The sequence below is a fragment of the Chloroflexus sp. genome, assembly GCF_034435895.1.
Classification (GTDB): domain Bacteria; phylum Chloroflexota; class Chloroflexia; order Chloroflexales; family Chloroflexaceae; genus Chloroflexus.
In genome coordinates, this window is record NZ_DAOTWH010000292.1 from 1 (window position 1) to 13,851 (window position 13,851).

The window sequence follows — 13,851 nt, forward strand, 5'->3', positions numbered from 1 at the left end:
CGGCGTGGAGCAGTGGCAGCTCGTCGGGCTCATAACCCGAAGGTCGCAGGTTCGAATCCTGCCGCCGCTACCAGACTGAACGGGACACAGCACTGCTGTGTCCCGTTTATTTTACCCGAAATGTTCATGAGGACAGATTGAGATAGATAGACATGGATCGGGCCGCCGTGGGGACATCCGTGGTTTTTAATCTTGACAAAACAGACCATCTTATTTAAGATTAACTCAAGAACTTGAAAACTTGCGTAAGGAAGTTGTCTATGGCCACTCAACCCATTTCTTCGCCGCCCGCTCTCGTTGATCGCACGGCGTTGCGCGTCAATCAAGCTACGATCATCCTGCTCGTGTTGATCGCATTCGTCACCGATTCGCTCTGGCTACTCGCCTTTGTCGCTGCGGTGATGGCGCTTGGCGCCATCTCGCCGGCGCTAGCGCTCTTTCAACGCCTTTCTCGCGATGTGTTGCGTCCGCGTGGTCTCTTGCGCCCCGATGTACACCAAGAAGACCCAGCCCCTCACCGGTTTGCCCAAGGGATGGGGGCAGCAGTGTTAATCGCGGCCACCATTGCCTTGTGGTTCGGCGCGCATCTGCTCGGTTGGGCGCTGGCGCTGCTCGTGGTTGCGCTGGCGGCTGTAAATCTGCTCTTTGGTTTTTGCGCCGGGTGCTTTATCTTCTTTCAATTGCAGCGTTTGGGGCTGTGGAAATGATCGAGCGTTTCTTCATAATCGTTGCGCTCGCAGCCGGACTCGGCTTGCTGTGGGTAGGGATACGCTCTTGGCAGGCGTCCCGGTTACGCGCGCTCGGCCAAGCGCCCCTCTTTGCTGGCATTGTCCCGCTGGGCCGGCCAGCCGTGATCGCGTTTTCGACTCCCGGTTGCCATGAATGCCGCGCGCGCCAAGCGCCAGCGTTAGCCCAGTTGGCAACAATCATGGGCGAACAGGTGGTAGTAACCACGCTATCAGCGCCGGAACATCCACAGCTTGTCGCCCACTTGGGCATTCTCACCGCGCCGGCGACGGTTGTGCTCGATGCTGGCGGCGCGGTGCGGCACGTGAATCAAGGCTTTGCCGATACCGCAACCTTGGCGCGGCAGGTGCGAGCGTTGCTCCCTCAGGCTGCGGCGCTCGCATCTGAGGCTACCTGCTCAGCTTCGCCAAACACCTGATAGTAGAGATCCGTCCCGTAACTTGTCGCTTGCGGTTCGGCCACTCGCAACTTGAAGGTGCGCGAGCCATCGGCTTGCGGTTCGGCCCGCAAGAAGATTGTATCCGCTCGCTGCATCCGCCACCACCCGTGGGCAAAGTCGTAGAGGTGCGTCACAAACAGCACTTTGATCTGGCTATCGAGCAGCGCACTGATGATCTGGCGCGCGATCTCGCTCCCTTCCTGTTCGTTGGTAGCGGCAAACGATTCGTTGAGCAGGATCAGCGTGCGCGGTTGAAGCTGATCGATAATCGTGCTCATCCGGGCCAGCTCTTCATCGAATTTGCCGCTGTTCATAGTGGCATCCTCGGTTACAATTTGCATGGCCAACTCGGCGATGGCACTACTCAAACGCGCATCTCACCGGTAACGGTGGTTGAGCTCCCCGCCAATATGACCGGCATTGCTGCGGGATCCTTCCACTCCTGTGCATTCATCGCATCCGGCGGCGCATGGTGCTGGGGCAATAATTTCCATGGCTCGCTCGGCAATAACGAGATTAATACCTATCGCACCAAGCCGGTGGTTGTTACCGGTTTGACCGGCATCACCGCGCTGACTGCCGGACTTGAACATACGTGTGTGTTGACGGTTGGTGGCAGCGTGATGTGTTGGGGGCGCGATTTAGAAGGCCAACTTGGCGCTGGCCGGCTGTTGTGGAGCGGTACGGCGCAGTATGGTGCGCCGTTGCCCGGCGGCGCGCGGGCAATCACGACGGGATTACAGCATACCTGTGCGGTAACGGCTGATGGGCGCGTGATGTGTTGGGGCACTGAATATGACAAGAATCTCTGTGACGTGCTGTTTCTGTCGCGCGGTGCGCCAACTGCGGTTGCGAGTCTGACCGGAATCACGGCGCTCGATGCTGGCGCCGGCCATACCTGCGCGCTCACTGCTACAGGTGGCGTGTTCTGCTGGGGCGAGAATTATTTTGGTGATCTTGGCAATGCGACGGCTGGCCAGCGGAGCGATCCGGTTCCGGTGACCAATCTCTCGTCAGGGGTACAGACTATTGCTGCCGGTGGCCAACATACCTGCGCGTTAAAGCAGAATGGTGAAGTGGTATGTTGGGGAGCGAGATGGGGCGCGATGCCTACGGTTATCGCCGGTCTACCGCGTGATGTGCGGGCCATTGATGCCGGTTTCGAGCACACCTACGCTTTGGCCGCCGATGGAAGCGTGCGCTGTTGGGGTAAAAATGGGAGCGGGCAACTGGGGAATGGCGCCTTTGCTCCTTATTACGAGATATACGAGACGCCAGTGGTGGTGAATGGCCTAAGCGGTGCGCGCGCTGTGGCGGCTGGCGGGGAACATCCCTACGCTATTACCGCTGCGGGAGGAGTGGTGTGCTGGGGGAATAATAGTAGTGGGCAATTGGGTGATGGCACAACCGCCAATCGGGCAACGCCGGTGGCGGTACAGGGGTTATCTGAAGGCGTGGTTACGCTTGCTGCCGGCTCTCGCCACACCTGCGCACTAACGGTTGATCAGCGCGTGAAATGTTGGGGTGAAGGCTTTAACGCTCAGAATACGGCTGCACCCGCTGCCGGAGACGATCGCCGGCATCAATGGGCAAGTCGTTGCGCTGACGGCTGGCGGCGGCCGTACCTGCGCTCTGCTGGCCAATGGCGCGACGGCCTGTTGAGGTAGTAATTGGACTAGTGAATTAGGGCTTGGTGATGCCCCGTCCCGCGGTGTGCCGGCGCTCGTCGAGCTGGGTTTGTCCCGCTTGTATGTGCCGTTGGTCAACCGGTGATCGGCCACAACGATGCTCAAGAGACGGCTTAATCGGGCCGTCGCTTGAAGGTTGTAAATCCCCTGCGATCCCTGCGGGTACCATCGCGGCAGACAGCGGACAGGGCGATGGGAGGGCATCAATTGCGATAAATCGAATCATGGTAGAGATGGCCGTCCGTCTCTACCATGATTCATCGCCATCGCATCATCGCAGAGACGGACAGCCGTCCATCTCTACGAGACATATCCCGTTACAGCGGGTTTAATCGGCGGCCACGGCGGTCTTCGTCTCAACCGGCGGATTGATCGCAAACACTGCCGGCGTGCTGCCCAACTTGCGACCCAGTGCATGCATCGCCTCGGTGACGATGCGCACGCAGCGATCGGCCTCTTCGCGGGTGAGGATCAACGGCGGGGCCAGTTGGATCACCGGTTCGAGCCGGTCGTCGGCCCGGCAGATCAAGCCGCGCTGCTTTAACTGATCGCTCAGCCACACCATCAGCCGCTCTTCGGCCAGCGATTCGCGAGTGGCGCGGTCGCGCACCAGCTCAACCGCCATAAACATCCCCATCCCGCGCACCTCGCCGGTGTTGGGGTGATTGCCGACTGCCGCTTCCAGTTCACGCATCAGATAGGCGCCCATCTCGCGGCTGCGCTCAAGCAGGTGTTCGCGTTCGATGATGTCGAGGTTAACGAGCGCGGCGGCGCAACTGGCGACGTGCCCGCCAAAGGTGATGCCGTGCATGAACTTGTCGGCGTCGTTATCAGATACAAACACATCGGCGATGGTGTTGCGCACAATGGCTGCGCCGAGCGGGGCATACCCGCTGGTCATAGCTTTGGCGGTGGTGATGATGTCGGGGGCGACTCCCATCGCGGTCGAGCCAAACCAATCGCCGACCCGGCCAAAGCCGCAGATCACCTCATCGACAATCATCACAATCCCGTAGTGATCGCAGATTTGGCGGATGTGCTGGAGGTAGCCGGGGGGCGAGACAATCGCGCCGCCGCTATTCTGCACCGGCTCCATGATGATGGCGGCGATGGTTTCTGGCCCTTCAAACTCAATCAGGCGCTCGACCTCATCGACGCAGACGCCGCGGCAGCCGCTGTGCAATGCGCAGTAATCGCAGCGGTAGCGATAGGGGAGCGGGACGTGACGCGCTCCCGGCACGAGCGGGCCGAAGCCGTTGCGGAGCGAGGTGACGCCATTGACCGAGAGCGCGCCCATCGAGGTGCCGTGGTAGCTGACCCGCCGGGCAATAATCTTGCTGCGGTCGGCAAAGCCGCGCCGGCGCTGGTAGGCTTTGGCAATCTTCAGCGCCGTCTCAACCGCATCGGAACCGCCGGTGGTGAGGAAGACTCGCGAGCGCGGGCCGGTCGGGCTGATGGCAGCCAGCCGCGCCGATAGATCAATCAAAGGCAGGCTAGGGAAGCTAAAGGGGCTAACGTAAGCGATGTCGTTCAGTTGCACGCTGATCGCCTCAACAATTTCGCGGCGACCATACCCGACATTGACTGCGAACAGACCGGAGAGACCGTCGATGTACTCATTGCCGTCTTGATCCCACACGCGCGACCCTTCGCCTCGCACGAGCACAGTGGGTCGCGCGCCGGTACTGGAGAAATGGCCCATCTGGAAGAAGTGCAGCCAGACATTGTCACTGAGGGCCTGTAAGCGATGGTTGGTCAAGGTACTCATATAACCTCCTAACTACGTCCGCCACCGTGGCCTCCAACGCGCTGTGCGCGACTGCTACGCCGCAGTAGGCATCGAAGGGAGACCACATCGTAGGCACGCGCCCCGACGCTGGCGCGGACACGGAGAACAGGGCTGCGCACCGGACTCAGCACCCGGTGCGACCGAGATGCGCGCGGCCCTGACTCACGCGCACCTCACGGGTATCAATCTGCCAACGGAGTGCCTTTCTAGCCGGACGAGCCGGCACTATCAAACAACCATCCAGCGCGTACACCAAACTATGCGGGTGCAGCCGGCGGCTGCCCGTTCCCGATAGTTGTTCGTGTCGCGGGGCTAATTATCGACCAGACGCATCACCCGGAAGGCTTCGGCATACGCCGCGCCGATCTTGGCGCCGTTCTCGGCATCCCACTTGCGCACCCAATCGGCGACCTCGGGGCCAAGTTGCGAGCGATGGCAGAGCAGGCTCTCGATCTTCTGCTCGATCCGATCGCTCATGTCGAGGTAGAGATCAGGGGCTGGCGGGAACATCAGATAGAGTTCACGCACTTTATGCGGCTCGTAGCCTTCGGCGAGCAATTCCGGGAAGATCGGACGGGTTTCGGCGCTGGGGAAGACGGCGTAGATCGCTGCTTCGCCGGCGGCCCGGTGATCGGGATGATTGATGTACGTGCTGCCGGCAAAGACCAAGGTCGGGTCTTGGCAGAGCACGCGGAAGGGGCGCACCTCGCGGATTAGGCGGGTCAACTCGCGCCGCAGCTCGAGGGTTGGCTGCAAGACGCCGTCGCGATAACCGAGGAAGCGCACATCATGCACACCCAGCACTGCCGCTGCTGCGCGCTGTTCAGCTTGCCGGCGCGCGACTAATGCCGCCAAATCGATGCCCGGCTCGTTGGAGCCAGCCGACCCGTCGGTGACGATACAGTAGGTAATGGGATGCCCAGCCGCCGCCCAACCGGCAATCGTTCCGGCGGCAGCGAACTCGATATCGTCAGCATGTGCGGCAATGACTAAGATCGGTTCGGGCTGGACGTGCATACAACCTCCCTTTTCTTAGTCTACACGAAGATCGGGGGGCTTGTCTAGGGGGTTATGCCGCAATTAGATCTGTGACGTATGCCAAGACGCGCTGCGCGATCTCAAGCGCTTCCTCGGCATCACGTTGAATAGGCAGCGATTGGGGTACATCGGGGGGTGAAACCCGGATAGCGAGTCGTTGTGTAAAACCGATCAAGCAGTTGAATCTCAGTTGCCATCGCTGCCAGCGGTGCAGCGTGAACTTGGCTGAGCCGATCAGGCAACTTGTGAATACGGGGCGGCACAAGGCCTTGATGAACAATCAACGCTTTGAGCGACTTTTCAACGCATTGTTGGCAATGAAAGCACACCTGATTAAAGAGGCCTTCGCGCATGGCAAGCTGGACGATGCGCACATCATCGCACGTAAAAGCCAGCCATTGTTCAGGATCGCTTATAGAGCACCTTTCCTTTAGCGATAATCTCTTCCTGCACCATCAGATTCGACTCTTTCATCGTCGCAAATTCGCGCGGCGTATAGACCACAATGTCAACCCCAAGGCGCGGATGCAGCAATAGCAGCACCTCGCGGATGCGATCAAGGTAGCGTTGATCTGTATCTTTCACAAGTAGCAGATCAATATCCGACCACTTAGTGACCCGAACAGAATGATCTGTTCGGGGTGATAGTGTTCGCGTAACAGTTCGACGTAGCGGGCCAATTCCGCTTCCAGCAACGCGCGGCGCGCTTGAATGGGATCGGTGATGGGGGTGTTCATAGGGTTTGTTGGTTGGTTGGATAGTGATGAATGAGGCGTTGTGCAATCGAAAGGGCCTCTTCAGCGAGCGAGACCATGTGGCGGGCTTTAGCTTCATCGAAAATTTCCCATGGGGTTAGTTGTTGTTCTTCAAGCCCATAATCGATCTGAACATGTACGTCTATCCCCAAAGTATCAGCAATCGGAGCCAATCGTTCAAGATCCGGCGACAGCTCAGCAGGAAACCGTTGGTGAGCCAATGCTTCACGTAGGAGCGTCCCCAGTTGATGGGTACGTCCGGGTGGTCATAACAATGCTAAGACAGCTTTTGCCGCATTTTCGCTTGCGAGCTGGGCATTATCTACCGCAGACCTCCAGCGTTGGAGATCAAGGTCTTGGGGTGCTTCTTTGATAAAGCCACTGGCTAATTTGATCCGATAGTTTACGCTTTGACTCATACGTGTACGCTCTTTTTCATGAACCATCTCCCAATTCAATTCCCAGCCAAAACCGAGGAATTCGCGCCACTCCCAAATCAGATCACGCTCGCGTTGGATCCGGTAGAGACCGTGTCGGTCGAGAAGGGTGCGGATGGCGGCGAGGCGTGAGGTGAGCCAACCATCGCGATCGTAGAGCACTATGCCATCGAGCGGGATGTCGAGATACAACGGCGCAAGATAGGAGGTGAATTCGGCTGGCGTTTTGGCGATTACGATCGCTCGTCCGCGCCATGCTGCCGGCAAGCAGGCATTGATGGCGCTCCCATACCGATGTGGGCAGATGTTCTGCGATCAGCAACAGATCCCAATCGCTTTCGGGCCGGGCATCACCCCGCGCTCGTGAGCCAAACAGGGCAATCCCGATCAGGTTGTGGCCCAACTGTTGTTGGAAAGCTGCCACAACTGGAACGAGAGCGTTAATGATTGCTGTAGTGTGGGTAGCTCCGGTCACATGATCCTGCCTTACGCGGATGGAAGATGGTTATGGATAGTCGTTATTGTACCGGATTTGATTGCGTTCGGCGAGACGGTGCATAGGGTACGGATACTAACGAGCCGTGAACATCCGTGAATCACTCCTGCCTTGCACATTTGCTGGTACAATAAAAAAGCATCCCCCAATCTAACAAATCGGCGAGGAGGCAGCATGAAACGACGGGGCTGGAATCCGGCGACGTGGGTGAGTCTTGTACCCAATGGGCTTGGGCAGGTCAAGCCGAACCACTATTGGGAAATGGTGCGCACCGTGTGGGAAAATCGCGACAGTCTCGGCAAGGCATGGCGGATTTTGAACGAGGGTGTCTGCGACGGGTGCGCGTTGGGCACTGCCGGGTTGCGCGATTTCACCATGAAAGGCGTGCATCTCTGCACGGTGCGGCTCAATCTGTTGCGCCTCAATACGATGCCGCCGCTCGATGTGCGCCGGCTAGAGGACGTAGCATCACTGCGCGATCTGAGCGGGCGTGACTTGCGCGCGCTTGGCCGGCTGCCCTACCCGATGATCCGCCGGCGCGGCGAGCGCGGCTTTCGCCGGATCACGTGGGACGCGGCGCTGAACGAGATTGCCGCCCGCTTGGGCGCCGCCGATCCGCGCCGGATCGCGTTGTACCTCACCTCGCGCGGCATCACCAACGAGACCTACTACGTGGCGCAGAAGGTGGCCCGCTTTCTCGGCACCAACAACGTCGATAACGCGGCCCGTCTCTGCCACGCTCCTAGCACGACTGCGATGAAGCAGGCGCTCGGCGTGGCTGCTTCCACCTGTAGCTATCGCGACTGGATCGGCAGCGATGTGCTGCTCTTTATCGGCAGTGATGCGCCCAATAATCAGCCGGTAACGACGAAGTACCTCTATTACGCTAAGCAGCACGGCTCCCGCATTTTCGTCATCAACCCCTACCGCGAACCGGGTCTCGAACGCTATTGGGTGCCGAGCGTGTTCGAGAGCGCGCTATTCGGCACGCGCCTCGCCGACCGCTTTTTCCAGATTCACACCGGCGGCGACATCGCGTTTCTCAACGGGGTGCTCAAGCATCTGATCGAGCGCGACTGGATTGACCGTTCCTTTATTGATGCGCATACCTGCGGCTTTGCCGATGTGCAGATCGCGCTGGCCGGGCAGTCGTGGGAAGAGTTGGAACAGGCGAGCGGCAGCACCCGCGCCGAGATGCTGGCCCTCGCTGAGGTGCTGGCGCAGGCCAAGAGTGCGGTCTTCATTTGGAGCATGGGCATTACCCAGCACGAGTATGGGGTCGAGAATGTCAGAGCCATTCTCAATCTGGCGCTGGCGCGCGGGTTTATCGGGCGCGAATACTGTGGCGTGATGCCGATCCGCGGCCATAGCGGCGTACAAGGCGGCGGCGAGATGGGGTGTTTGGCGACGGCCTTCCCCGGCGGGAGGCCGGTGAATGCCGAGCAAGCGCGCTGGCTAGGCAAGCAGTGGGGCTTTGCCGTGCCAGATTGGAAGGGACTCAGTTGCGGCGAGATGCTCGATGCCGCCTACGATGGCGCACTGGATGTATTCTATGCAGTGGGAGGCAATTTCCTCGATACCATGCCCGATCCTGACTACATCCGCGCGGCGCTGAGCCGTCCGGCATTGCGCGTCCATCAGGATATTGTTTTAACCAGCCAAATGCTGGTTGATCCCGCCGACACCGTGATCTTGCTGCCGGCAGTTACTCGCTACGAGCAGCGCGACGGCGGCACCGAAACCACCACCGAACGCGAAATCATCTTTTCGCCCTTCATCACGGCGCCTCCCGGCGAAGCGCGCAGCGAGTGGGAGATTCTGATGCAGGTGGCCGAGCGGGCCTACCCCGAGCGCGCGCGCCTGATCTGGTTTGCCGATGGCCACCAGATTCGGGAAGAGATTGCCCGGATTGTGCCTGAGTACGACGGCATTCAGCGGCTGCGCAAGGCCGGTGATCACGTGCAATGGGGCGGGCGCATCTTGTGCCGTGATGGCCATTTTGCCACTCCCAACGGCAAAGCGCACTTTACCCCGCTGACGCCGCCGCAAACCCAATTGCCGCCGGGGATGTTTGTGCTCAAAACCCGGCGCGGCAAGCAGTTCAACTCGCTGGTGCATGCCGAACGTGATCCGTTGAACGGTGCGGCGCGCGACGACGTGCTGATCAACCCCGATGACGCGGCGCGGCTGGGTCTGCGTGAGGGCGAGTGGGTGGTGTTACGGTCAGAGGCGGGCGAAATGCGGGCCCGAATCAAATTGGCGCCGCTCAAGCTGGGCAACATTCAGGTGCATTGGCCGGAAGGCAATGTGTTGATCGACGCGCGCCGGCGTGATGCCGGGTCAGGGGTGCCGGCCTACAAGGCGGTAGTCAGCATTCACCGGCTGGAGTCTTGAAATAGCCACGAAGAGACACAAAAGACACAAAAATGAAGGTTGTTTTTGTGACAAGGCGTTGCCCCGGCCCTTCAGGGCCGGGCTAGGGTTACGAAGCCCGCTACGCGGGCTGGGGCATAGCCACGAAGAGCCGCAAAAGACACAAACGTTTTTGTGGCTTCTGTGACTTTTTGTGGCTATTCCTCATTGCGGCAGGTAGGGAAGGCCAAGCTTATCCCCCGTCCACAGCGCCCCCTCTCCCGCCGTGAGGTGGGAGAGGGGGTTGGGGGGTGAGGGGAAATAGCCACAAAGACACACAAAAAACACAAATATTTTTGCGGCTTCTGTGGCTTTTTGTGGCTATTCCTCATTGCGGCAAGTACAGACTATCCACCGGAGATCAATAACAAATGATCAATCGTGCAACCATCCACCGGCGTACCGTGGTCAAGATTCGCGATGGGCGCTGGCGGCATGAAAAAGATGCCATTGTGGTCGAAGAGCCGCTTGAAGTCCGGCTGGCCTTGCCCGGCACTGCGCGCGCGATCGCGCTCGCGACGTTGATGCGCACGCCGGGAGCCGATGTTGAGCTAGTTGCCGGCTTCCTCTTCAGCGAAGGTCTGATCCGTGACCGCTACGACATCAGCACCATCCGCTACTGTGTTGAGGCTGAACTCGATGATGAGGCGCGGTTCAATACCCTCATTGTCACACCCCGTCCTGATCTCGACCTCGACCTTGAGCAGGCCCGCCGGCTGTTTTTCGTCTCGTCGTCGTGCGGAGTGTGCGGCAAGGCCTCGCTCGAAGCGTTGCGCTTGCGCGGTTGCGCACCGCTGGCCGATGATCCGCCGGTGCGGATCGCATACGCAGCCTTAGCCGGATTGAATGATGCACTCCACCAAGCGCAAGACCTCTTTGCCCGCACTGGCGGTTTGCACGCCGCCGGTCTGTTTGCTGCCGATGGCCGGCTGTTGGCGCTGCACGAAGACATTGGTCGCCACAATGCGGTTGATAAACTGATCGGCGCCTACCTGCTCAATGGCCAACTTGATCGTTTGCGCCAATCGGTGTTGCTAGTCAGCGGGCGGGCTAGTTTCGAGATCATGCAAAAGGCGCTGATGGCGCGCATTCCGGTGGTGGCCGCTGTCGGCGCGCCGTCGGCGCTGGCAGTGACCTTAGCCCAGCATTTCAACATGACCCTGATCGGCTTCCTGCGCGGCGCCTCGTGCAATATCTACGCCGGGGCCGAACGGGTCATGGTCCCGGCGTGACCGAGCCGCACGTTTACGCAATCGTGCGCGCCATCCGCCGCCGCACCGCGTAGAAGATGGCGAGGAAATTGTAGGCCATGTGGAACAGGTAGGTGAAGGGCAACAGTACAAACAGCGCCAAGCCGAGCAGCGCGTGGACATAGACGATGCCGGGCACAATGTGCAAACGGGCCAGCAGTTCCGTCCAGATAATGCAGAAGATAATCGTGCGGATCACGACCCGATCCCACGGCAAGCGGCCCGGCGTGCGGATGCCTTTTGAGGCGTGATCGATGTCACCCACCACGGCGCCGCTCCACTTGCGCAGCAGCGCGAACATCAGGTGCAGATTACCGGCCACGGCAAAGGCCACCGCCACCCACGTAATGCCGATGAAGTAGGGGGCAAAGTCGCCAAACAAAAACTGTGCTTGGAACTTCTCGCCATTGCCAAAGATGAGGGCGAGCAGATTAGCCGGCGAGTAGTTGTAGCTCTCCTCAACGTGAGCGGCCACGTCGGGCACTGGCCGGCCAAACAGGATATGCGCGAAGACGATCAGGGCCGAGATGCTATAGCCAATCACCTCAGTAATAATTGCCACGTGGTAGAGCAGGTAGCCGCGCCCCCACGTTGGGTTTGATCGCTTGTAAAAATGCTTGAAGGGGCCGAAGAGCACTGCGTTCAATGCCTCGAAGAAGCCCAACCGGCGCGGCGGCGACACAAAGGTTGGCGACACGCCGTGTGGATGGCGTCTCGTGATCAGTGCGATAGCAAACCGGCCCAACCGCAACCCCACTCCCACCACAAAGATCGCCATCGCCACTGGCGCGATTGCATTCAACAGTTCAATCATCACACACCTCCTCAGCGGATGGTAAGTATTGGTTTATCCACACTTCCTTGGCGCGCGGGCCGCAGGCCTGTTATCGTTTTCCGGTATATACCCGTTGGCAGGCGGCGCTCATCCCTGCTACTAGGGTTGTTACTCCCTCCCCCAACGGGAGAGGGTTGGGGTGGGGGCAAAGACCACCCCTCCCGCCCTCAACGATCGCATCTGCCCTACCGGCAGCACTCCGGATCGAGCGCCATCTCACGCAGCGCGCGTAATTGCTCGTATACCTGCGGGTGATCTTTGCTGAACCGCTTGACGATATCGTCTTTCTCTAACCAATCGAGCAATGCTGGGAAATCCGGCTGCTGCATGAGCGTTGCCATCTGGCCCTCAAGGCTGTGGGCAACAAAGAACTCGCGATCGCGGTTACGCAATTCAGCCGGTACCCGCATGCGATCCAGCTCGCCCCGCTTGGCCAGCGCCGGCTCCATTGCCGCATAGACCACCTCGAACAGCACCAGCGCCATGCGCTCGCCGGTCGGGGAGAGGTTGTAGGTCTGGCAGGTGTCTTCCAACGACAACGTGCAGACCACGCACGGCGAGGTGACATACTCGGCGCCGGTGGCGCGGATCTGGTTCGCTTTCAGCACCGAAATCTTGCGGCGCAGGTCGGTGTTCTCAGGCAAGCGCATCCCGCCAGCCCCGCCGTTGCAGCAGTAATTGTGCTCGCGGTTGGGGGTCATCTCGATGAAGTTATCGGTCACAAGGGTCAGCAGCTCGCGGAAGAGATCGCCCAATCCCGACAAGCGTGTGGCGTAGCAGGGATCGTGCAGTGTCACCTTCAGGTCGGTCTTCTCGATCGGCAAGCGGCCCTGCCGGATCAGGTCGAGCATCAACGAATCGACACTGACGATCGGATAGCGGAACGGACGACCTAGCGTCTCAGTTGCTTCGGCGTACAGTGTGCGCGTATCGCAACCGCACTCCACCAGCAAGATCGACTTCACGCCCAAGCGATCGGCTTCATTTTCCCAATCCAGCAACATCTGCTTCGACAGATTATGGTGAACGGCAATATGGTCGATTTCAGTGCCAGTGTCAATCACATAGGGCGAAATCGTATAACTTACACCGGCGGCATTGAGGATTTTGATCAATTTGATGCCATAATCGGGAATTTTGGTATTGCCAGCAGCCGGACAGACAAAGAGCATCTCGGCGCCATGCACATTGACCGGCACTTCAAGGCCCTCGCTGCGCAGGAAGAGACCAACCCGGCCCAGCACCTGTGCGGCAGTGAGGCCAAAGCTATGGCGGCGGCGCTCGGTGTTCTCGACGATCGAGCGGATGGTCGGATTGGCGTTGCTTAACCCAGAATCGGAGTATGCGGCGCGGGCCAGCCGCACCATGCGGCGAATGCTGAGGCCCGACGGACAGGCCAATGTGCAGCGACCGCAAGCGGTGCAAGCCCAGAAATACTGCATATTCTCTTTCAGGTCTGCCACCGTCGGCGTCGGCACTAGCCCTAGCGCGCCGCCAATTCGGCCTTCGATCGTCAAGTACCGCTGATAAATCTGGCGGATAAAGCCGGTCTTGTGGGTGGGATGCAGCTTCTCGTCGCCAGTGACGAGGTACCACGCGCACGCCTCACCGCACATCTTGCAGTCCATGCACGCTTCAAAGTTGACCACATCTTCGGCAGTAATGTTCTTACGCAACGAGTCCACGAACAGTTGCATTTCTGCTTCCACGGGCCAGTCTCCTTTCTAGCATTGGTTGCGTTATGAACGACTACTCACAATCTCCCTGCACGCACCACAACGCTGGCGCCGACGCACCCACGCAGCGTATGCAACGCACGCTGTCCGTAGATGCGGGTTACAGCAACTGGACGCTCAATCTATCGAGCGTGAACCGGTCAATATATCTGTGTCTCAAGCGGAGAGAGATCGCAATTCAAATGTAGCAAAGCAAGGGTTGAAAGTGAGTAAAGATATTGCTACGGAG

Annotated in this window: 15 protein-coding genes and 1 pseudogene; 5 read left to right on the forward strand and 11 right to left on the reverse strand. The window is 59.4% G+C overall.

Annotation, left to right across the window (positions count from 1 at the left end):
- Positions 1-260 precede the first annotated feature (260 nt).
- Positions 261-707 (forward strand): DUF4395 domain-containing protein, encoded by a 447-nt coding sequence (locus U9R81_RS16335; protein ID WP_322496489.1) that lies wholly within the window; start codon positions 261-263, stop codon positions 705-707.
- Entirely contained in the window at positions 704-1,165 is a 462-nt protein-coding gene (locus U9R81_RS16340; RefSeq protein WP_322496490.1) for a thioredoxin family protein, read from the forward strand. Before U9R81_RS16335 ends, U9R81_RS16340 begins: the two co-directional genes overlap by 4 nt.
- Here U9R81_RS16340 and U9R81_RS16345 read toward each other — a convergent pair.
- On the reverse strand, positions 1,111-1,500 hold the full coding sequence (locus U9R81_RS16345) for a MutS-related protein (protein WP_322496491.1): 390 nt from the start codon (positions 1,498-1,500) through the stop codon (positions 1,111-1,113). The genes U9R81_RS16340 and U9R81_RS16345 overlap by 55 nt on opposite strands.
- A 21-nt stretch (positions 1,501-1,521) precedes the next feature.
- On the opposite strand from U9R81_RS16345, the gene U9R81_RS16350 reads away from it, so the two are divergent.
- Positions 1,522-2,853, forward strand: a complete 1,332-nt coding sequence (locus U9R81_RS16350; RefSeq protein WP_322496492.1) for a hypothetical protein — start codon at positions 1,522-1,524, stop codon at positions 2,851-2,853.
- A gap of 349 nt (positions 2,854-3,202) precedes the next feature.
- On the opposite strand, the gene U9R81_RS16355 is transcribed toward U9R81_RS16350, so the two are convergent.
- The 8 genes and pseudogenes from U9R81_RS16355 to U9R81_RS16385 form a co-directional block, all read right to left on the reverse strand.
- Positions 3,203-4,642, reverse strand: coding sequence for an aspartate aminotransferase family protein (locus U9R81_RS16355; protein ID WP_322496493.1), 1,440 nt, complete (start codon positions 4,640-4,642; stop codon positions 3,203-3,205).
- 333 nt (positions 4,643-4,975) lie between these two features.
- A complete protein-coding gene (locus U9R81_RS16360) occupies positions 4,976-5,680 on the reverse strand; it encodes a PIG-L deacetylase family protein (RefSeq protein ID WP_322496494.1) in 705 nt (234 codons plus the stop codon).
- 119 nt (positions 5,681-5,799) lie between these two features.
- A complete protein-coding gene (locus U9R81_RS20110; RefSeq protein WP_416180984.1) occupies positions 5,800-6,054 on the reverse strand; it encodes a HEPN domain-containing protein in 255 nt (84 codons plus the stop codon).
- 49 nt (positions 6,055-6,103) lie between these two features.
- A complete protein-coding gene (locus U9R81_RS16365; protein WP_322496495.1) occupies positions 6,104-6,286 on the reverse strand; it encodes a hypothetical protein in 183 nt (60 codons plus the stop codon).
- Complete coding sequence (locus U9R81_RS16370; RefSeq protein ID WP_322496496.1) at positions 6,283-6,438, reverse strand: hypothetical protein; 156 nt, start codon at positions 6,436-6,438, stop codon at positions 6,283-6,285. The genes U9R81_RS16365 and U9R81_RS16370 overlap by 4 nt, the downstream gene beginning before the upstream one ends.
- The gene (locus U9R81_RS16375; RefSeq protein ID WP_322496497.1) at positions 6,435-6,677 is read right to left on the reverse strand and encodes a hypothetical protein; all 243 of its coding nucleotides are present in this window, start codon (positions 6,675-6,677) and stop codon (positions 6,435-6,437) included. The genes U9R81_RS16370 and U9R81_RS16375 overlap by 4 nt, the downstream gene beginning before the upstream one ends.
- 45 nt (positions 6,678-6,722) lie before the next feature.
- Positions 6,723-7,160, reverse strand: coding sequence for a hypothetical protein (locus tag U9R81_RS16380; RefSeq protein ID WP_322496512.1), 438 nt, complete (start codon positions 7,158-7,160; stop codon positions 6,723-6,725).
- Positions 7,161-7,236: 76 nt separating this feature from the next.
- Positions 7,237-7,368: pseudogene (locus tag U9R81_RS16385) on the reverse strand (hypothetical protein); the annotation flags it as partial.
- A 195-nt stretch (positions 7,369-7,563) separates the two neighbouring features.
- Between U9R81_RS16385 and U9R81_RS16390 the strand changes: the two are divergent.
- Entirely contained in the window at positions 7,564-9,783 is a 2,220-nt protein-coding gene (locus U9R81_RS16390) for an FdhF/YdeP family oxidoreductase (protein ID WP_322496498.1), read from the forward strand.
- Between the two features lie 389 nt (positions 9,784-10,172).
- The gene (gene fdhD, locus U9R81_RS16395) at positions 10,173-11,033 is read left to right on the forward strand and encodes a formate dehydrogenase accessory sulfurtransferase FdhD (protein ID WP_322496499.1); all 861 of its coding nucleotides are present in this window, start codon (positions 10,173-10,175) and stop codon (positions 11,031-11,033) included.
- A gap of 13 nt (positions 11,034-11,046) precedes the next feature.
- Here the strand turns inward: fdhD and U9R81_RS16400 are convergent, their stop codons facing one another.
- Together U9R81_RS16400 and U9R81_RS16405 are read right to left on the reverse strand one after the other, a co-directional pair.
- Positions 11,047-11,865: a hypothetical protein gene (locus U9R81_RS16400; RefSeq protein ID WP_322496500.1), complete on the reverse strand. Its 819-nt coding sequence runs from the start codon at positions 11,863-11,865 to the stop codon at positions 11,047-11,049.
- Positions 11,866-12,071: 206 nt separating this feature from the next.
- Positions 12,072-13,583 carry a (Fe-S)-binding protein gene (locus U9R81_RS16405; RefSeq protein ID WP_322496501.1) on the reverse strand — a complete coding sequence of 504 codons (1,512 nt, stop codon included), beginning with the start codon at positions 13,581-13,583 and terminating at the stop codon, positions 12,072-12,074.
- Positions 13,584-13,851 lie beyond the last annotated feature (268 nt).